A 20,035-nucleotide genomic window follows, 5' to 3' on the forward strand; every position below is an offset into this window, starting at 1 on the left:
CTTGTCTTTTTCCTCCCATGCGTGAAAATTGGATTGCCCCGGCGGATCGCTTGGGTTCACTGCCTCCCTACGTTTTTGCTCGTTTAGATGAATTGAAAGCCCGCGCCCGTGAGCAGGGTCTGGATTTGATTGATTTAGGGATGGGCAATCCCGATGGGATGGCCCCCCGGCCGGTGATTGATGCGGCGATCGCCGCCTTTGAAAATCCCCTTGTCCATGGTTATCCCCCCTTTGAAGGTACAGCGGATTTTCGCCACGCGATCACAGAATGGTACAAACGTTGTTACAAAGTCGATCTCGATCCCGATAGTGAGGCGTTGCCGCTGTTGGGGTCAAAGGAGGGGTTAACCCATTTGGCCCTCGCCTATGTCAATCCGGGGGATGTGGTACTGGTTCCCAGTCCTGCCTATCCGGCCCATTTTCGGGGGCCGCTGATTGCTGGGGCGGATCTGCAAACCATGGAATTATCCGCCGAAGGGAATTGGCTGATTGATATTCAAGCCATCCCCGAAGATGTCGCCCGCCGCGCTAAACTCCTCTATTTCAACTATCCCAACAACCCGACAGCGGCCACCGCTCCCCGTGAATTTTTCGAGGAAATGGTAGACTTTGCCCGCCATTATGAAATCTTGCTGGTGCATGATCTCTGTTATGCCGAATTGGCCTTTGATGGTTATCAACCGACGAGTTTGCTAGAAATTCCCGGCGGCAAAGAAATTGGTGTCGAATTTCACACCCTTTCTAAAACCTACAATATGGCCGGTTGGCGTGTGGGGTTTGCGGTGGGTAAGAGCGAAATTATCCAAGGCTTACGGACGCTAAAAACCAATTTAGACTACGGCATTTTTTCCGCGATTCAAGCGGCGGCCCAAACGGCGTTACAGTTACCCGATGAATATGTGCAACGGGTACAACAACGCTATCGAGAGCGGCGGGATTTCCTGTTAGCGGGTTTAGCAGAGTTGGGTTGGTCGGTGGCCCCGACGAAGGCAACGATGTACCTGTGGATTCCTTGTTCTGTGGGGATGACTTCGGCGGATTTTGCCCTGGATTTGTTGCAAAAAACGGGGGTGGTGGTTACGCCGGGCAGTGCCTTTGGTGCGGGGGGTGAGGGTTATGTGCGGGTGAGCCTAATTGCGGATTGCGATCGCCTCGGTGAAGCCATCAGCCGCCTCAAGCAAGCGGGCATCCGCTACGACTACAGCACCGCCGGGGTGAGTTAACGGGTAAGGAGAAGGGGGGCGATCGCGCCCCTCTCGTTTCCCTGTTGAGGAGGCTTTGCCATTTATCGCCATGCTAAAATATGGTCAATGTTAGTAGCTTGTCAGAGAATGGGGGATTTTTGTGATGGATGTTTTAATTGAATCAACCCAAGATTTTGAAAAAGATCTCAAAAGCCTCAGTGATCCTGAAAGAAATATTGCCATTCAAAAAATTAATGATTGTGCTGCTCTTTTCCCAGAACATCAATCCAATGGCTATCGAAAACTGCGGCGAATTTGTTTACCATCAGGTTTGAGCGGATATGAATCTTCTGTTTTTACCTTAAGAGTCTCACAAAAATTAAGGGTTATTCTGGCTGTAGATGAAGATCCTATTTTTGACCAATTTATTTTTACACTTTTCCGGGTTGTTAAACGAGATGAGATTGAGCAGGTCTACCGAGGCATTGCAGAATCGTTATACCAAGAAATCCGCCATCATGATCGAGAACTAGCCACAATTTCATGATTTTTCACCATGGCTCAAACCCTCACTCTTTATGATGAATATGGCATTATTCATGAAGCGATGAAAATTTTTGCAGTTGAGTAGAGTTTATACCCACACTACTGCTAGAAAGACTGAAGAAACGCATTCCAGTTATCTTGATCTTCCATTTGCATTGTTTGTTGATTTTTAGGTTGTAATGCTAGCCAATGCTCATAATCAGCTTTCAACTCTTTATGGGTTTTAGAATTATTCCAATTCTGCCATTCCTCATCAGTTGCAAATTCATATTGTCCATTCAGATGTTCATTTAATTTCTTCCATGCCTTTTCGCTATTGTTTCCCAATAATCGTCTTAATCGCTGATCTATTTGATCTATTCCCAAGATATTTCTGAGAATATCTTCCAATAGTCCCGTTTGTACAAAGCTAGCATAATAATCAGGATCTTTTGTTATAAAGTCAATTACTGACCTTCCCCAAAATCTCTCGATTAAAGGGTCTAAAACCTCAAGAGAATAATGTATTGTTAACTTATCCATTCTTTCACTATTTGTTGGCATTGCCAAGTGAATAAGTTGGTTTCTAAGTCTACCAAATTTATTATATTGTTCAGCTTTATCAAGTTTAATTCCTGTCGTTGCCCATAGTTGATCAGGTAATTCCTCATATGATAAAGTACGACCTTTTTCTAATAAATCTACCATTGTAAGAGTACCTTGATTAGAAGAGGCTTTTGGTAGTTTGGAGAAAATTAGAAGGGGATGTTCTTGAGCTATTCGAGCTTTCAGTAAAATTTCGGCTGCATGAGCCGCATGCACTACACACATGAGCTTGTCACCCTGTAACGCTTCCATGAACGCATTGCGAAAAAGTAGCATACCTGTTCGCCTCATATTTCGAGGGACATCATTCATAGACGCTTTATCCATATTATCACCGTAACTCAAACTAGTTTAGCTAATTGTCCTAGATATTAACACCATTATCCTGGATCTTCTCTTGATTGATACAGCTTGTTCAGAAATCATCTGATTGGTTTTCAAAGTCCCTCTCCCGCTCTGGGAGAGGGATTTAGGGTGAGGGCAATGTGTTAAGCAATTGGCGAACAGGCTGTATTGACCTATTTATCAATATACTCAACGCTCCAAGATATTTGCCGACCTGAACGACCTGAACGGGAAAGCCGAAACCCTTCGTAGTCGAAAGTTTCAGGATTTTTAGTAATAAATGAACTAGATACACCAAGCAATTTTGCAATTTGATTGGTTGTTAACTCTGAGCCTTCAGATGCGGCCTTCATTAAAGGTTCTAAATATTTTGAAGAGTCTTCTACTGGTAATGAAGGAGATTCGATCTTTGATTTAGGTATAGATTTATTAGTAGTAGATGGATAAAAAACCTTAGCAAATGATTGGGTAAATGCTGAAGCAATGCGAGAATTTGAAACAATTAAGTAAGCGGTAAAATTCGCTGAAGCAAATCCAACGACTGCATACTTCACAATAGGAAGCTGACGATTATTTTTAAAACGTCGATCCGGGCCACCATCGCGGCGAACATATTTCCATGTTTTTCCAATAACAGTTGCATCACTGGGCAATGATTCTTGCTCCACATATTCGAGCTTTTCTAAAAAAACTTTAATTTCGTTGTAAGGAATTGCACTGTAAATACCATCTTGAAATACGAAAAAACGATCAGGAAGGAGGTAAAATTTGATGTTTCCAGCATCAACACCCCAAACTTCTACATTGGTTTTAAGTAGTTTTGGGGCTTGTTTACCTATTTTTGCAATATGACGAATTAATGCAGAATTAGAACCGGCATTTCTTTTCCAATCACTGACAGAAACTTTGGATTTCAATCGCCATGATCTTTGAGTTTTACCTAGATTGACAAAAAGTTCAATTTCATGACTGAACTTCTTCTCTGAATCGTTATCTGAAAATTCATAGAAAAGCGGCGTAGTTTTTCGTTTAATATCTTGCTGGTAAACTACATAAGTTATGACGAAAAAAACAATTAACACTATGGTAGAAAGAACATTAGAAACTGGTTGCAGAATTCCTACAAGTATTATTGCAGCAATTGCCCAATACAAAGAGTTATAAGGACTTTTCACTCGTTTATTGATTTGATCAATGATCTCTGCTGCAGATCTATCTAAAATAACTTCTTCATATGTTTCCGAAACTTTTTGTGTAGAGCCATAAGCCCTCTCCGCCTTTTTATAGTGTTTCTGTTGATATACATTGCCTTGTTTGCCAACCTTAATTAAGGTATCTGGAATTTTTGTATCTTTTTTTGATTTAGACATTGCAAAAAACCTCATTGATTGTTAACTGGAAATGATTGCCTTATTTGGCTAAAACGATACTGATTTGCAATAAATACTCCTGATATAAGAGTGATGGCTAATCCAAAGCAAATAATAAAAAAATTTGCTTTGATTAAATTAGGTTTTTGCGGCAAACTTTTGACAACATTACTTACATCTTTTGGAGGCAACAAAACTTTGTAAAGACGGCTTGAAAAAAGATGGACATCATTTTCAAGCTCCAGATTGTAAACTCTGTTAGATTCTAGTATTTTAGAGTTATTAATGGCTTTAATTAGCTTAGGATCAGGGGAACTTGGACGAAAATTATCCCACTGATATTCATGACTTTCGTAGAAAATTTGAAATTCTGTAATATCAAAAAGTCTAGCTTCATCTTTGTCAGCAACCACCAAAAACTCAACCTCATGCAAACGATTTTTTTTGAACAAGCGGTTAATATAATATACCGCTTGTGCAACAACTTTTGCTGAAATTTTTGTGTCAGTAAGAGTAACTGAATACTTAAATTCAAATAGAACTTTATTAACTAATAAATCATGCCTTTCTTTAGTCTTGACTGGCAAAGAAAATTCTCTAATGTAAGCTGCTTTGACTTCCTCTTCATTAGTTGCACTTCGCAAGGCAGAAGAAAAATTGAACTGTTGACACTCTGACCATATCTGTCTATGCCGATTTGCTTGCTTTGTTTGTTGTTCCCACACTCCCATATTCAAAAACCTTTTGTTAAAATTATATTTATGCCCTGATTATTATAGCTTATTTTAGAGATGCCGTCAATGAATCGTTGTGTTATTTGGATTTTTGTAACATAGCTCACATATTATTAGGCATGACTTCTCGCGAGATTCCCTTGCGTGTCTTTGCCGCCTGTAGACGTGAAGCCGAGCACCTTGGTTTTGTCGTTCGCTAAAGCCATCAACCACATCAAGCAAGCGGGCATCCGCTACGACTACAGCACCGCCAGGGCGAGTTAACGGGGTTAGAGTGGCTAAGGAGAAGGGGGGCGATCGCCCCTCAATCTCAGGTTTGGACTGATGCCGAATTGATGGCATTGGCCGGTAATGGGCAGTATTGCGTTAGTAAATAATGCCATAATTGAGTTCAGCACAACCTTGACAAATTTGATTATCATGCATCCAACCACGAAGTTTTCGCTGTTGGCAATCCTGACAAACTTGAAAATAACGTTTGTCTTCTAAAATTGCCAAAATTTGACCATCAATTTCCTCGGCTGAGGATGTTGTCGGCATGGTGGCAGCGATTGACCAATCAGATTGCGGCTCATGGGGATGGGGCCAGGAGATGTGACAAACAGAAATATTTAATTCAGCGTCTCCTGGTTCAACCTTGATAAATTGGGAAATGATCTCTGTATCATTCATGATTCATCATTTTGCATTAATGCTAAGAGAGATGTTTTAATCTTAAACGGGGCTGACAATACCAATATTGCTAACAATTGAATTATGCCGGATCATCCGTGAGCCAAGAGCCGAACTCATCGAGAAAGCGATCGCCTAAAATTGCCGCCCGAATCCGTTGGGTAAACCGCACCAACTCCGTCACATTATGGAGGGAAAGCAGAATATAGCCCAGCATTTCCTTAGACTTGATCAAATGGTGCAAATAGGCCCGCGTGAAATGGGTGCAGCAATAGCAGGGACAAGTGGGATCCAGGGGCGTGAAATCCTCCCGAAAAGGTGCATTTTTCAAATTAAGCCGCTTCCCCCCCACCATCGCCGTACCATGACGGCCGAAACGGGTGGGAATCACACAATCAAAGAGATCAATCCCAGCGGCGATCGCCCGCACCATTTCCCGATGCGTCCCCACCCCCATGAGATAACGGGGCTTATGGGCCGGCAACATTGGGGCCACCGCCTCCACCACCGGATACATCAACTCCGGTGGCTCCCCCACACTCACCCCCCCAATGGCATAGCCCGGCAAATCCAACGCAATCAACTGCGCCGCCGCCGCCACCCGCAACTCCGGATAAATTCCCCCCTGAACAATGCCAAACAACGCCTGATCCGCCGGGCGCTCATGGGCCGTAATACAGCGCTCCAACCAGCGATAGGTTCGCGCCGTTGCCGCCTCCACCTGGGCCAAAGTGGCGGGATAGGGCGGGCATTCATCAAAGGCCATAATCACATCCGCCCCCAGAGCATTCTGGATCTGGATCGATCGCTCCGGTGTGATGTGGATTTTGCGACCATCACGGGGGGAGCGGAACGTCACGCCATCTTCCGTCAGTTTCCGCAATTCCGTGAGGCTAAACACCTGAAACCCGCCGGAATCCGTCAAAATCGGCTGATTCCATCCCATAAAAGCGTGTAAACCGCCAGCGGCCGCAATCAACGCCTCACCGGGTTGGAGGTGGAGATGGTAGGTATTGGCCAAAATCATTTGGGCTTGGGTCGCTTCCACCTGGGCCGGGGTTAAACCCTTAATCGTACCCGCCGTACCGACAGGCATAAAACGCGGGGTTTCCACAATCCCGTGGGGGGTGTGGAATGTAGCGGCCCGCGCTTGGGTGTGGCCACAGGTGGCATCAATGTGCAGATCAAAGGGCTTGGCTGTAGTCATTGGGCGATCAGTACGCTCTCGCGAATCACCTCACCCACCCGGCTTAAAGCCTTAAAATGGACAGTCATCATCATCAATTTGTACATCCCATTTTGCCGACAATACTTCACTGAGCATAGCTTCTAGGGCCGCTTCATCCAAATTTTGGGCGGTCACTTCCTCTTGCAGGGGGTTGCTGAGGGGAATCAAGCGCAGCAGACGATTGTCCTGGACGAGATCATAATAGGTCTCGTAGTTGGGGGATTGATGGAGATGGAGGTAGTCAAAACTTTGGACATTGAGGTAGAGGCCATGGTTGGCCACTAGGGTGGCCTGCTGGGGATCGGTAAATACGTCGAGCACAAACCCTTCCCCCTCACTTTGCACTGCATAGTCAAGGGAATGAATGTAGCTGACCCGGCCGAGGGTGGACAGGAGGCGACGCATATCATCTTTGTTCACCACAATGCCGGTATCGACAATGCAGGGAGCAGGCAGGGAGTGAGGCAATTGATTAGGAGTCATGGGGAAACGCCGTTGATGCGGACGGATGCGAGTAAAGGAAAAGCTAAACGATCAAAATGCAGCAGCGGTTAACAAACTGCTAACCTTGCCTAGGCCAATTTACCCCGATCAATTCACTAACGCTGGGCTTGAGAAAGACTGGGATATGGAGTGATCAAGGGGGGATAAGTGAAGCACTATCCCGACTTGGGCTAGACTTGAAACCCTTGAATTCATCTTAACCCAAGTTTTTAAATTGTCTGCGTTTTTTAGGATCATCCCCTATCGCTCTAACCTATGTCTGATCAAACTTCCGTAAATTCTCGGATCTCCTTTGTTTATTCGTTACTGTGTTCCTTGGGGGGAGCTACGGTGTTTTATACAATTTTGCCGTTACCCCACCATTGGCCCCTCAATTTTGACCGCATGGCCCGCTGGGCCCCCTTGATTGGAATTATTTTGGGGGGGGCGTTGGCCTTGGTGGGTATGGGGTTGCGGGGGTTGGGGATGCCGCCTTTGCCCCTGGCGGTGGGGATGGTTTTGTTGGGGCTGTGGTGGACGGGGGGATTGCATTTTGATGGGGCGATGGACACCGCCGATGGTTTGGCGGTGTTGGAACCGGAGCGGCGGTTAGGGGTGATGCGGGATAGTGCGACGGGGGCCTTTGGGGTGATGGGGGCGATCGCCCTTTTTGCCCTCAAAGTCTCCGCTTTGGCGAGTTTGAACCATGGCCTTTGGCTGTTGCCGGTGGTGATGGGTTGGGGTCGCTGGGGTCAGGGGGTGGCGATCGCCCGCTATCCCTATCTCCATGCCACCGGCAAAGGGGCGATTCATAAAGAAACGTTAAAAGTGCCTCAAGATTTGCTGTTTGGCCTGATTTTTTTACTGGCCTTAATGGCATTGCAGATATCTCTGGATAAAGAAAAATATCTGTTAATTTTGATTGCCCATTGTTGCGCCGCCCTCCTCGCCTTGGGGATCGGGGCATGGTTGGCGCGGCAATTGGGGGGGCATACGGGGGATAGTTATGGCGCGATTGTGGAATGGACAGAGGCGATCGCCCTCTTTGCCTTTACCCTTACCGGCCCTTGAGCCGGAATCGGGTGATCCCCAGGGCGAAGCCCCGATGGTGATCCTCAATCGATCCTCGAGTTGATCTGCCCAAGGGCGTTGGCGTAAGCCTGCCGGAGGCACAAAAAGGTTTCGCCCCGACATCACCAACTGCTTGACACGCTCTGAGCAAGCGGATGGCATCTTAGGCCTCAATCCAATCCTTGGCACGGCTGACGGCCTTTTGCCATTGGCTGAAATTGCCTTGGGCTTCTGGTTGACCCGCCCCCGGTTCAAAGGTGCGGTCAACGCGGCGATGGGCAATGAGATCTGCATAGCTCTGCCAAAAGCCTTGGGCTAACCCCGCCCCAAAGGCGGCCCCCTGGGCGGTGGCATCGAGAATCACCGGCCGCTCGACGGGAATCCCCAAGACATCCGCTTGGAACTGCATCAACCAATCATTTTGGGATGCACCCCCATCCACTTTCAGGAGTTCAATGGCGGTGACTGTGCCGCTGGCGGCCTGGGCATCTTGGTTCATCGCCTCCACCACTTCTTTCACTTGGTAGGCGATCGCCTCCAACACCGCCCGCACCATATGGGCCGGCTGTACCCCGCCGGTAATCCCCTGGAACGAAGCCCGCGCATTCATATCCCAATGGGGCGCACCCAAACCACTCAAAGCCGGGACAAAAAACACGCCATCGGTATTGGGGACAGAGCGGGCCAGGGCATCAGTCTCTTGGGCGGATTGAATCAACTGCAACCCATCCCGGAGCCATTGAATACAGGCCCCGGTGGTGAACATCGCCCCTTCTAGGGCATAGTAATTTTCTTGGGGCGTTGTCCAGGCAATGGTGGAGAGGAGTTGCTGGTGCGATCGCACCAACGTTAATCCCATTTGCGCCACCAAAAAGCAGCCCGTGCCGTAGGTACATTTCAACAGACCCGGCGTATTGCACCCATGGGCAAACAGCGCCGCCTGTTGATCCCCAAAAATAGCCGTAATCGGCACAGCCCCCCCCAACAGGGAAGGCTCCGTCACCCCAAACTCCCCCAAACTGGGCTGAATCTGGGGCATCCACTGGAGCGGAATGCCAAACAGTTGCAACAAATCCTGATCCCATTCCCCTTGGGCCAAATTCATCAACATCGTGCGGCTGGCATTGCTGTGATCCGTGGCGTGGACTTTCCGCCCCGTCAGGTTCCAGAGAATCCAACTGTCGAGGGTTCCCGCCAGGATGTGATCCGGATGAACCTCCGGGCAATGGGTTTCTACCCAATGCTTCAGCCAAGCCAACTTGGTGGCGGAAAAATAGGCATCCAACACGAGGCCCGTGCGCTCTTCAATCAAACCTCGATGGCCCGCCCCCTCCAACTGGTGACACATCGCCGTTGTACGGCGGTCTTGCCAGACGATCGCCCGGTGCAGGGGTTTGCCGGTGGTTTGATCCCAGAGCAGACAGGTTTCCCGCTGCACCGTCAGGCCAATGGCGGCAATCTGACCGGCGGCCAGGTGGTGATCCGCCAACACCCGCTTGATTAAAATTTGCGTATCGCGCCAAATTTCTTCGGCATCATGTTCGAGCCAACCGGGTTCGGGATAATGTTGGGGCAATTCTTTATAGGCTTGGCCAGCAATATCACCCTCGGCATTGAATAGGATGGCGCGATTGCCCGTTGTGCCTAAATCAATGGCCAGTACGTATTCTGGGGTCATAGTTTTTGGTAATTCACAGCAAAACCCCTAGGGGTAGTCCGACAAATGTACCAAATCGCCTCCCTATCCTGAAGGATTGGGGGAATTTTGTTGAAAAAGTTTTCAAATCGGGAAAGGTGTGGCAGACAACAACCGCTTCAGGGAAGTCTGCTTTAGAGTAAAAGCGGGATTTTCCCAATTTTCACCCTTTTATCTGTCTCAAACTTTTATGCACTTGCTTCCCCATCGCACTAAAATCGTTGCCACCATTGGCCCGGCCAGTCGCTCCCCGGAGGTGATCCGCCAACTGATTCAAGCGGGCATGGGGGTGGCTCGCCTTAACTTTTCCCATGGCAGCTATGCCGATCATGCCGCCACGATTCAAACCCTGCGCCAGGTGGCGGCAGAATTAGATCACCCCTTAGCGTTGTTACAGGATTTACAGGGGCCGAAAATTCGGGTCGAGGCTTTGCCCGGCGGCGAATTGGATTTAGATGTGGGCCAGGGGATTAGCCTAGGCTATCGTCAGGATGGGGTGACAATTCCCATTGATTATCCGGGATTGGCGGGGGAGGCGATCGCCGGCACTCGCGTCCTCCTCGATGATGGCCAGTTAGAATTCCGCGTCACCGCCATTGATGGGGAAATTGTCTATGCCGAAGTGATGCGGGGGGGCATTCTCAAAAACCGTAAGGGGGTGAACTTCCCGGATTTGGCCCTGAATATGCCCTCCATGACCGATAAGGACTGTGAAGATCTGCTGTTTGGCCTGGAGCAGGGTGTGGATCTCGTCGCCCTCAGTTTTGTGCGCCAAGCGGAAGATGTTCAGGTGTTGAAACAATTTTTGATCGATCATGGGGCGGCGGATGTCCCCGTTCTCGCCAAAATTGAACGGCCCCAGGCGATCGCCCACCTGGAGGAATTGGTCAACCTTTGCGATGGGATTATGGTAGCCCGGGGGGATCTCGGTGTGGAAATGAACCCGGAAAAAGTGCCGATGCTCCAAAAGCAGATCATCCATGCCTGTAACCAAAAAGGCATCCCCGTGATCACCGCCACCCAAATGCTGGAAAGCATGATCCACAACTCCCAACCCACCCGCGCCGAAGCCAGCGATGTGGCCAACGCGATCATCGATGGCACCGATGCCGTCATGCTTTCGGGAGAATCCGCCGTGGGCCGCTATCCCGTCCAAGCGGTGCAAATGCTAGCCCGCATTGCCAAGGAAGTGGAACCGTTGATCGATTTTGTCAACTTCCCCCCCGCTGAACACACCGCCACCCATGCCCTCAGTGAGGCCCTCAATACCATTGATAAAATCCTCAATCTCCGCTGGATTGTCGCCTTCACCTCCACCGGCTACACCGCCAAACTGGTGGCCGCCGAACGCACCCATGCGCCGATTTTAGCCCTCACCACAGAGCGGAAGGTCTACCACCGCTTAAACCTGATTTGGGGGGTCACGCCGATTTTAATTGAGGGGCCGGTGGATTCGGTGGAAGTGTTAGCGGAAAAGGTTGAGGTGGTGCTCAAAAAATATGATCTGGCGGAACCGGGGGATCAGGTGCTGATCCTGGGCGGTAGCCCTGTCCAAATGACCCAAGGGACGAATTTCCTCAAAATTCACACCCTCCATGGTTAGGAGATAATGGGGGATGGCCTTCATCCCTTTTGCCCATGTCCCGACCCACCCTCTACATCCCGATCACCAACCACGGTTTCGGCCATGCGAGCCGGATGGCAACGGTGGCGGCGGCGATTCAACGCCTTTGTCCTGATGTGCTGTTGATCCTCACCACCACCGCCCCCCGTTGGTTAATTGAAAGCTATTTGCCGGGGGATTTTATCCTGCGGCCCCGGGCCTATGATGTGGGGGTGGTGCAGCCGGATAGTTTGACGATGGATAAGGCGGCAACCTTGGCGCAGTTGGGGCAGATTCGCGATCGCGCCCCCCAAATTATCGCCAAAGAGGTGGAATATTTACAAACCAATCAGGTAGACCTCGTTTTGGGGGATATTCCGCCCTTGGCGGCTCCTATTGCCCGCGCCGCCGGAATTCCAGGGTGGATGATGGGGAATTTTGGCTGGGATTTTATCTATCGGGATTGGGGGGGCGCATTTATTGAATTTGCCGATTGGATTGGGGATTGCTTTGGCCAGTGCGATCGCCTCTTTCGCCTCCCCTTTCATGAACCGATGGCGGCCTTTCCCGAAATCATCGATGTGGGTCTAACGGGGGATCAACCCCGCTATGATCCAGAGGAATTACGGGCCAATTTCCCCCTGATGGCAGAGGCCGAGCAGACGATTTTACTCACGTTTGGGGGATTGGGTCTGCAAGAAATTCCCTATAATAAAGTTAAGGACTTTCCCCATTGGCAGTTCATCACCTTTGATCGTCACGCGCCAGATTTTCCCAACCTGTTGCGGATTACCGACCGCCGCTATCGTCCGGTGGATCTCATGCCCTTGTGCGATCGCGTCCTGTCTAAGCCCGGCTTTAGTACCTTCTCTGAAGCCATTCGTTTAGGTGTGCCGATCATCTCCCTGGAACGGGCTGGTTTTGCGGAAACGCCTTTATTGTTGAAGGGCCTGCAAGCCTATAGCGATCACCAAATTCTCAGCCCGGATGCTTTTTTTGCGGGAGACTGGGAGATTTTGGCGCAACCCCTTGCCCCACCCCAATCCTCACACCCGCTTCCCTGCAATGGAACTGAAACTATCGCCAACGCTGTCCTCCGCCAACTCTGCCCCTAACATACTCCTCGAAACCCCCAACATCCCCCTCAATCCTCCCGTTGTCGATCTCCCCGTCAGCACCGGAGAAGTTCCTGCGGAGGGGAAACCGAAAAAAACACGGCTGGGGAATACCATTACCCTCGCCGCCCAAGACGTGCGATCGGTGTTGGCCCAACAGCGGGATCAGGGGCAGATCCTGACCACGAAATTAAATATTCTCTTTGTGGTCAATGGGGCGTTACTCACGAGTTTAACCATTTCCCGCTTAATGTTTATTCCCAGTTGGTTTGGTTTGGCGGAAATTATCGGGTTTTTGGTCAATTTCACGCTGCTGATTAATGCCTTTTTGCCCCGTCAAATTGCCATCAGCCCCAACCTCAGTGATAACAAATTTCTCGAACGGTATTTAACGTTAACGCCGGAGGAATATCAACTGCGGATGATGGTGAATTTGGTGCATACCTATCAGGCGAATCAGCAACGCATTGATGATGTGTCCCAAACCTTAAGCTATGCGGCCTACGTGACTTGGGCGATCGCCTTTTTGATTATGTGTCATGTCGTAGCGGGGGTGTTTGTGCCGGTGTTGCCGGAGCATTTGCCCTTTTAGGGCGATCGCTCCGGGGGCTACCCACATTTGCGATAGACTCATACCATGGCGGCCCGATATCCGGTATCATTGAATACTCTTTTTTGCCTCATCCCCCGCTGATTATTGCTTGTTGGCCAGGAGAACTATGACAGATACAATTCCCCAAAACTCCGCCCCACCCCCAACTCCCCCCCCTGAGGAGGGGGTGGCTCAAGCTGATCGAGCCGACCTTGATCTCCCGGAGCCGGATCCTGAAAACATTACCGTGTTAAGTAAAAGCCTCCCCAACAAGCCGATTCTGCCCTGGAATCGCTACGATTCCCCCTGGCAGGAAGAGGAGGAGCCACCACCGGAGGAGTTGGCGCTAGAGGAGTCTGAACAGGAGGCTGTGGCTGAGGTGGAGGCAGAAGAAGAGCCAGAACCGGATGAGGTGGATTGAGCAATTACCCTTCCCTTGTGCCTTGGCTCTGCCAAGGCATGAACAACCGGCGGCCCGCCCCTACCAACCCGTCAAAGCAGGGAGAAGGTTACTGACTTTATCGGCAATGGGGGCAGGACTTGGCTCACTGATCCGGGCTTCAGCGCAGAATGTCGCCGTATTAAATCCCCCAAACCGTTTCACGGCACTGGTGCGGAGGCGTAGGTTAGGGTTGGCGAACCAAAACCGCTCAATCACGCTCATCGTTTCGTATTCCGTGATCAGGTTCAACGCATCATCGGCATCCATTTCAAACCGACCCGCTACCGGGACAATTTCCGCATACCCCCGTTCCCGCAATAGCTTGCCATTGCGGGGATTATCGGCATCGGGAATCAAGGCGAAAACCGTTTCGCCCTTGTGGTCTTCCCCTTCCTTATCCCAAGCCATCGCCCCATCCCAGGTTACAAATGAGCCGCCCACACTTTGGGCGGGGTCTTCGTTGTGCATTTTGCAAATTTCAATAATGCGGGGATCATCAGCGCCGAGGGTTTCGACGGTGATCACGGAGCCGCCGTTTTCTGACCGCCGGAAGGGGAGATGGTGGGTGGTGCGTTGCGATCGCCACATCCCCGCGCTGCGTTGAAAAAATTCCATAGCATCCATAAATCACCGCTCCGAAATGTCAACGATTCCTATTATCCCGTTTTTGGGGGCATTGGGGAGTGGGGAGTGGGAAGTGGGGAGTGGGAAGTGGGAAGTGGGAAACTTCATGTCCTTTTCTATCCTCTCTTCTCTTGATCGCCAATCGGCTAAAATGAACCGGATCACCGATCTTGGAGGCTTCCCGATTATGCACGCCCTTTCAATTCCCACCTGGATGGTGCATATTTCCAGCGTCATCGAGTGGGTGGTGGCCATCGGGTTGGTGTGGCAATTGGGGGAGGTGACGGGCGATCGCCGTTGGTGGCCCCTGGCTTGGGGGATGTTACCGGCTTTCGTGAGTGCGCTCTGTGCCTGTACTTGGCATTTTTTTGACAATCCTCCTGCCCTTGATTGGCTCGTTACGGTTCAAGCGGCCACAACCGTTCTGGGTAACTGCACCCTCTGCGCGGCGGCTTGGTGGATCTATCGTGGAACCCTGAAAGAAAGTTAACCTCATGGCTCAACAAACTCTGTTTGCTTTATCGTTGCTGCCCTATTTGGGGTTTCTCTGGTTTATGACGCGATCGCGCCGTTTCCCCCGTTTGGCAGTGATTGGCTTTTATCTACTGCTGGTGTTTGTGGCGATTACAATCCCAGCGGGGATCTATGCCAAGGTTGCCTATGGGGAAACCTTGGCCAATATTGATTGGCTCCACGGCAGCGCAGAGTTATTTCTGACGATCTCGAATATCTGCGTTGTTTTGGGTTTTTACCAAGCAGTTCAGGCGGCCAAATCCCAGAATGAATAAACCCTCGTGCCATGGCTCCGCCGTGGCACGGGCATCAGGCGGCTCTGCCGCCTTGCTGTGTGGGGGCGGAAAATTTTGTGCCTCCGGCAGGCTTACGCCAACGCCCCTACCGTGGAGGCAGAGCCTCCGGGATTGCGTGACTTGGCAGAGCCAAGTCACGAGGAAGACGAGATCAACCCATTCGGCAGGCGATGGGCATCCGCCAGCCTGTGCCAAAGGCGCGATCGGTGATTTTTAAACCCGGTGGGGCTTGGCGACGTTTGAATTCGGCGCGGGAAACGAGGCGCACCACCCGCTCAACGGTGGCCCGGTCATGGCCGGCGGCGAGGATCGTCCCCATTCCCTGCCTTTCCTCTAAATATCGCGCCAAAATATCATCTAGAACTTCGTAGGGCGGCAAAGAATCTTGATCCAATTGCCCCGGTTTTAACTCAGCACTGGGGGGTTTGGTGATCACATTCGGGGGGATGATCTCCCGCTCCCGATTGAGCCAACGACAGAGGGCAAAAACTTGGGTTTTCGGCACATCAGCAATCACCGCTAAACCGCCATTCATATCACCGTAAAGCGTGCAATAGCCCACGGCCATTTCCGATTTATTCCCCGTGGATAGGAGTAAATGGCCAAACTTATTGGCGATCGCCATCAACACATTGCCCCGAATTCGCGATTGCAAATTTTCCTCCGCAATCCCAAATTCTGTACCCCTAAACAGGGGATCAAGGAGTTGATCAAACGCCTTCATGGCCGGCTCAATCGGGATCAGCCTCCTTTGAATCCCCAAATGATTCACCAAGGCCTCGGCATCGGTAATCGAATGATCAGAACTGTAGGGAGAAGGCATCAACACCCCTAAAACGTGATCAGGGCCTAAAGCTTCAGCGGCGATCGCCGCCACCAACGCCGAATCAATCCCCCCACTCAACCCCAACACCACCGACTTAAACCCACATTTCCGAGCATAGTCCCGCACCCCCAACACCAACGCCTGCCAAATTTCTGCCATCGGCTCATCGGCTAAAGGGGGCAACTGCACCGGCTTTGCCGTCAGATCCACCACCGCCAGATCCGTCCTAAAAGCCGCGCTCCGGTGGCACACCGCCCCATGCACCGCCACACTTTGGCCATCAAAAATCAGGTCATCATTCCCCCCCACCTGATTCACATAAAAAATCGGCACATTAAACCGCTGGGAAGCATGGATCAACATCGCCTCACGAAGGGCTTGAATCCCCACCCGGTAGGGAGAAGCAGAAAGATTGAGGATCACATTTACGCCAAGATTAGCGAGATCAGCAATGGGGTTAATACTATATTGCCGTTTGCCCCAAAACTGGTCATCATTCCACAGATCCTCGCAGATCGTCACCCCAAACCGGATGCCCTCTAGGGTAAATTCGTTAGGCTGATCTCCCGGCTCAAAATAGCGATCTTCATCGAAAACATCATAGGTGGGCAGCAACCGCTTCGGGAAAAATTGCTGCACCTCGCCACCGTGGAGCAGGGCCATGGCATTAAACAGCGGTTTTTGTCCCGATTCCTGTGCCTGGGCGTTGGTTTGGGCAATACCGACGAGGGTTGTTAAGGCCGGCGGTAAAGCCTGGGCGAGTTCCACCAGTTGATCCGCCATCGCAGTGATAAAACTCGGTTGGAGGAGGAGATCGCGGGGGGGATAACCACAGAGGGAGAGTTCCGGCGTGAGGAGCAGGTTTGCACCTTGGGCGATCGCCCCTTCCGCAGCGGCCAAAATTTGGGCCGCGTTGCCTTTGAGGTCGCCAATGGTGGGGTTAAGTTGGGCGATCGCCACTTTCATCGGTTCTGGCTTTGGAGAAGGGTTAAAACTTGTTGGGGATCATCAGGGGTAATCACCGACTGCACCCAATTATCCACCTCTTCGATGATCAAACATTGGTTTTTTTGCCAACGCTGGAGATCAAGATGAAACCAATGGGGACTCAACCCCATCCCCCATAACCGCCCGCCCCCATTCCAAAAATCCATTGTTTCGAGGGTGACACGGCGAATTTTGTCGTAGGGAATCCGCTTGCTCCCGACGGGAAAATAATAGTGCTCAATAGTCAAAGCATCACTGTCACAAAGCAAATATTGATCTTGATACAGAATTGCCATAACTGCTGATGTTCCCAGAAACTGCGCCCAATCTAACACAGCCGGTCATGTAGGGGCGAAAAATTTTTGTGCCTTCGGCAGGCTTACGCCAACGCCCCCACACCGCTCGCAACCAACGCTACATGATTGGAAATTTGAGGGTTTAAACCAAGGGGGGGGTTTGTAAATGCCATTCGGTAGATTGCTCGTAGGCATGGGCCACTTGAAAGAGCAAATCTTCCCGCAACACTTTACTGATTAACTGCATCCCAATGGGCAAACCTTGGCTATCAAAACCGCAGGGGATACTAATGCCTGGTAAGCCTGCTAAATTCACCGGAATTGTCATTAAATCCGAAAGATACATCGCTAAAGGATCATCGGTTTTTTCTCCGGCTTTAAAGGCCGTCGTGGGAGAGGTGGGACAAACCAAAATATCTACCTTTTCAAAGGCCGCATCAAAGTCCTGTTTGATCAACGTCCGTACTTTTTGGGCTTTGAGATAATAGGCATCGTAATAGCCAGCGGAAAGGGCATAGGTTCCCAACATAATCCGCCGCTTCACCTCTGTACCAAAGCCTTGGGCGCGGGTGGTTTTATACATCTCAATCAAATTATCCGCATCTTCAGCCCGGATCCCGTATTTCACCGCATCGTAGCGGGCCAGGTTTGCCGAGGCTTCCGAGGGGGCGATGATGTAATAGGCGGGTAAGCCGTAGCCAAAGCGCGGGCAGGAAATGACCTGAATTTCGGCCCCCAATTCTTGCAAGAGTTCCAATGCCTTTTTCACGGCATCTTCGACAACGGTTTCTAAACCACTGCCAAAGGTTTCTTTGATAATGCCAATGCGGAGGCGGGATTTCGGGCGAAAATTGGGGCGCAATAACTTGGCATAGTCGGGAATTTGCACGTTTAAGCTGGTGGAATCCTTGGGATCATGGCCGGCGATCGCCCCCAACAAAATTGCCGCATCCTCCACCGATCGCCCAAAGGGGCCAATTTGATCCAAAGAAGAGGCATAGGCCATCAGGCCATAGCGGGAGACTAAGCCATAGGTGGGCTTCATCCCCACCACGCCACAGAGCGCTGCCGGTTGCCGAATCGATCCCCCCGTATCCGACCCCAGGGCCACGGCGCATTGCCGGGCCGCCACCGCCGCCGCTGACCCGCCGGAGGATCCCCCCGGCACACGGTCTAAATCCCAGGGGTTACAGGTGCGGCCATAGCCGGAGTTTTCCGTGGAACTCCCCATGGCAAATTCATCTAAGTTGGTTTTGCCCACGATTACCGCCCCGGCATCTTTCAGCTTTTGGGTAACGGTGGATTCATAGGGGGGGACAAAGTTTTCTAAAATGCGTGAGCCGCCCGTGGTGGGAATGCCGGTAGTACAGAGATTATCTTTAATCGCAATGGGTACACCCGCCAACGGGCTAATGGTTTCCCCCGCCGCGATCTGAGCATCCACTTGTTGGGCTTGGGCCAAGGCTTCATCGGCCATGATGTGGAGGAAACTGTGAAGTTTTGGCTCAAGGGTGTTAATCCGCTCTAGGGTTTCTTGGGCAATTTCAACCGCAGAGCGCTCTTTACGAACCAGTTGTTTATGTAGCTCACGAATGGATGTCATGCGGGTCGGGCGCGAAGGAGAACGAAATCTAAAGTACAGTGTACTCGTTTCTGAAGCAACCAGACTACTCCCCACGGCCCCAAGGGGCGGCCAATTGGGCGGCTAAATTTTGCTTGAAGGCGCTGTAACCGTAGGCTTGGATTACGCCGGCCCGCAAGGCGGCGGGATTGTATAAACGGGGATGGGGATGGGTTTGGGTGAGGATGGCGGTGAGGGTTTGGGCGATCGCCCCCACATCGTCAGGATCCACCAATACCCCCAATTCTCCCCCCCGCAGGGCATCAATGGCCCCATCTTGATTCCCCCCAAGGGTGGGCTTGCCGGTGGCGATCGCCTCTAAATACACAATGCCAAACCCTTCCCCCCGGCTCGGCATCGCAAACAGATCACAAAGTTGATAATGGGCCGCTAATTCCGCATCCGGCACAAATCCCGCCAACGTCACCGACCCCTGAAGATCCAGATCAGTAATTAACTGCTCAATGCGGGGGCGATCGTTCCCCTTACCCACCAGCAGGTAATGAACATCGGGCAACCGCTGCCGCACCTGGGGCAAAGCCCGCAAAATTTGGTCATAACCCTTATAGGCTTGGCTCTGATCCAGACGGGCCACGGTGAGGATCACCGGCTGTTGAGGGGTGAGGCCGTAGCGGTGGAGGAGGGGCGGAGGTTTGGGGGCAGGGTAAAAGAGATTGGCATCGAAGGTATTGGGTAACACCGTGACGCGGGCCGGATCAATGGTAGGTTGTTCCGCCAGGAGGCGATCGCGGCTATAGTGGCTCACCGCCAAGAGGCGATCGGCCTGGGCAAAACTGGCAATCAACCGCCGATCCGTCACCCCCCACACCTCAATGCCATGGGCCACCGCCCAATAGGGAATCCCCCACCACCGCTTAATCAGGGCCGCGAGGGGGGCAAAGTTGGTATGGGTGGCAATGATTAAATCCGGGGGCGATCGCCACACCCCATAGAGCAACTGCACCACATAACCCCAAGTCCGCACCCTGAGGGGCCAATGACCCCCAAAATGAAACCGCGTCCGGGGCTGAATGAGATCCTGCCCCACCGTGCGGCAGTCATGTTTGAGAAACACCTCCAACTGCAAATCCGGCCGTAGATCCTGAATCCCCCGCAGCAAAAACCCTGAATAGGTTTGAATGCCTCCCTTAAACTCGAAAATATTTGGAACCCAAAGATGGATCACCCCCATAGCTCTTCCCCACG

Annotated in this window: 22 protein-coding genes; 10 read left to right on the forward strand and 12 right to left on the reverse strand. The window is 51.1% G+C overall.

The features are described from left to right. The first annotated feature begins 17 nt into the window (after positions 1–17). Positions 18–1,223, forward strand: a complete 1,206-nt coding sequence (locus tag VB712_RS17505) for an aspartate aminotransferase (protein ID WP_323257070.1) — start codon at positions 18–20, stop codon at positions 1,221–1,223. Positions 1,224–1,347: 124 nt separating this feature from the next. Then, positions 1,348–1,731 (forward strand): hypothetical protein, encoded by a 384-nt coding sequence (locus VB712_RS17510; RefSeq protein ID WP_323257072.1) that lies wholly within the window; start codon positions 1,348–1,350, stop codon positions 1,729–1,731. Positions 1,732–1,835: 104 nt separating this feature from the next. Here the strand turns inward: VB712_RS17510 and VB712_RS17515 are convergent, their stop codons facing one another. From VB712_RS17515 to VB712_RS17540, 6 genes are all read right to left on the reverse strand, one after another. After that, positions 1,836–2,642: a hypothetical protein gene (locus tag VB712_RS17515; RefSeq protein WP_323257073.1), complete on the reverse strand. Its 807-nt coding sequence runs from the start codon at positions 2,640–2,642 to the stop codon at positions 1,836–1,838. Positions 2,643–2,833: 191 nt separating this feature from the next. Then, positions 2,834–4,030 (reverse strand): hypothetical protein, encoded by a 1,197-nt coding sequence (locus VB712_RS17520; protein WP_323257075.1) that lies wholly within the window; start codon positions 4,028–4,030, stop codon positions 2,834–2,836. Between the two features lie 11 nt (positions 4,031–4,041). Beyond that, the gene (locus tag VB712_RS17525) at positions 4,042–4,761 is read right to left on the reverse strand and encodes a hypothetical protein (protein WP_416236386.1); all 720 of its coding nucleotides are present in this window, start codon (positions 4,759–4,761) and stop codon (positions 4,042–4,044) included. Positions 4,762–5,130: 369 nt separating this feature from the next. Next, positions 5,131–5,436: a hypothetical protein gene (locus tag VB712_RS17530; RefSeq protein ID WP_323257079.1), complete on the reverse strand. Its 306-nt coding sequence runs from the start codon at positions 5,434–5,436 to the stop codon at positions 5,131–5,133. Between the two features lie 82 nt (positions 5,437–5,518). Then, entirely contained in the window at positions 5,519–6,643 is a 1,125-nt protein-coding gene (tgt, locus tag VB712_RS17535) for a tRNA guanosine(34) transglycosylase Tgt (protein ID WP_323257081.1), read from the reverse strand. Positions 6,644–6,694: 51 nt separating this feature from the next. Beyond that, positions 6,695–7,147 (reverse strand): hypothetical protein, encoded by a 453-nt coding sequence (locus tag VB712_RS17540; RefSeq protein WP_323257082.1) that lies wholly within the window; start codon positions 7,145–7,147, stop codon positions 6,695–6,697. Positions 7,148–7,423: 276 nt separating this feature from the next. Here VB712_RS17540 and cobS point away from each other — a divergent pair, with 276 nt between their 5' ends. Next, entirely contained in the window at positions 7,424–8,218 is a 795-nt protein-coding gene (gene cobS / locus VB712_RS17545; RefSeq protein ID WP_323257085.1) for an adenosylcobinamide-GDP ribazoletransferase, read from the forward strand. A gap of 163 nt (positions 8,219–8,381) precedes the next feature. Here cobS and glpK read toward each other — a convergent pair whose 3' ends face one another. Beyond that, the gene (glpK, locus tag VB712_RS17550) at positions 8,382–9,896 is read right to left on the reverse strand and encodes a glycerol kinase GlpK (RefSeq protein WP_323257087.1); all 1,515 of its coding nucleotides are present in this window, start codon (positions 9,894–9,896) and stop codon (positions 8,382–8,384) included. Positions 9,897–10,104: 208 nt separating this feature from the next. On the opposite strand from glpK, the gene pyk reads away from it, so the two are divergent. The 4 genes from pyk (at position 10,105) to VB712_RS17570 (ending at position 13,645) form a co-directional block, all read left to right on the forward strand. Further along, entirely contained in the window at positions 10,105–11,517 is a 1,413-nt protein-coding gene (gene pyk / locus VB712_RS17555) for a pyruvate kinase (RefSeq protein WP_323257089.1), read from the forward strand. Between the two features lie 35 nt (positions 11,518–11,552). Further along, positions 11,553–12,632, forward strand: a complete 1,080-nt coding sequence (locus VB712_RS17560; protein WP_323257091.1) for a glycosyl transferase — start codon at positions 11,553–11,555, stop codon at positions 12,630–12,632. Then, on the forward strand, positions 12,583–13,224 hold the full coding sequence (locus VB712_RS17565) for a hypothetical protein (protein WP_323257093.1): 642 nt from the start codon (positions 12,583–12,585) through the stop codon (positions 13,222–13,224). The genes VB712_RS17560 and VB712_RS17565 overlap by 50 nt, the downstream gene beginning before the upstream one ends. Before the next feature lie 127 nt (positions 13,225–13,351). Then, the gene (locus VB712_RS17570) at positions 13,352–13,645 is read left to right on the forward strand and encodes a hypothetical protein (RefSeq protein WP_323257095.1); all 294 of its coding nucleotides are present in this window, start codon (positions 13,352–13,354) and stop codon (positions 13,643–13,645) included. Positions 13,646–13,705: 60 nt separating this feature from the next. Here VB712_RS17570 and VB712_RS17575 read toward each other — a convergent pair whose 3' ends face one another. Next, the gene (locus tag VB712_RS17575) at positions 13,706–14,290 is read right to left on the reverse strand and encodes a phycobiliprotein lyase (RefSeq protein WP_323257097.1); all 585 of its coding nucleotides are present in this window, start codon (positions 14,288–14,290) and stop codon (positions 13,706–13,708) included. A 187-nt stretch (positions 14,291–14,477) separates the two neighbouring features. Here VB712_RS17575 and VB712_RS17580 point away from each other — a divergent pair, with 187 nt between their 5' ends. The 3 genes from VB712_RS17580 to VB712_RS17590 are packed head-to-tail and all read left to right on the forward strand — an operon-like array spanning position 14,478 to position 15,218. After that, positions 14,478–14,780 (forward strand): DUF2499 domain-containing protein, encoded by a 303-nt coding sequence (locus VB712_RS17580; RefSeq protein WP_416236390.1) that lies wholly within the window; start codon positions 14,478–14,480, stop codon positions 14,778–14,780. 4 nt (positions 14,781–14,784) lie between these two features. Beyond that, entirely contained in the window at positions 14,785–15,078 is a 294-nt protein-coding gene (locus VB712_RS17585) for a DUF3593 domain-containing protein (RefSeq protein ID WP_323257101.1), read from the forward strand. Between the two features lie 11 nt (positions 15,079–15,089). Next, positions 15,090–15,218 carry a hypothetical protein gene (locus VB712_RS17590; RefSeq protein WP_323257103.1) on the forward strand — a complete coding sequence of 43 codons (129 nt, stop codon included), beginning with the start codon at positions 15,090–15,092 and terminating at the stop codon, positions 15,216–15,218. 32 nt (positions 15,219–15,250) lie between these two features. Here the strand turns inward: VB712_RS17590 and VB712_RS17595 are convergent, their stop codons facing one another. From VB712_RS17595 to VB712_RS17610, 4 genes are all read right to left on the reverse strand, one after another. Beyond that, positions 15,251–16,891 (reverse strand): NAD+ synthase, encoded by a 1,641-nt coding sequence (locus VB712_RS17595; protein WP_323257105.1) that lies wholly within the window; start codon positions 16,889–16,891, stop codon positions 15,251–15,253. Beyond that, positions 16,888–17,208, reverse strand: a complete 321-nt coding sequence (locus VB712_RS17600; protein ID WP_323257107.1) for a hypothetical protein — start codon at positions 17,206–17,208, stop codon at positions 16,888–16,890. The genes VB712_RS17595 and VB712_RS17600 overlap by 4 nt, the downstream gene beginning before the upstream one ends. A gap of 142 nt (positions 17,209–17,350) precedes the next feature. After that, entirely contained in the window at positions 17,351–18,811 is a 1,461-nt protein-coding gene (gene gatA, locus VB712_RS17605; RefSeq protein WP_323257109.1) for an Asp-tRNA(Asn)/Glu-tRNA(Gln) amidotransferase subunit GatA, read from the reverse strand. Between the two features lie 64 nt (positions 18,812–18,875). Beyond that, complete coding sequence (locus VB712_RS17610; protein WP_323257111.1) at positions 18,876–20,021, reverse strand: glycosyltransferase; 1,146 nt, start codon at positions 20,019–20,021, stop codon at positions 18,876–18,878. Positions 20,022–20,035: the final 14 nt, after the last annotated feature.

This window comes from Spirulina sp. CCNP1310 (genome assembly GCF_034932185.1).
Taxonomy (GTDB): Bacteria; Cyanobacteriota; Cyanobacteriia; order Cyanobacteriales; family Spirulinaceae; genus Spirulina.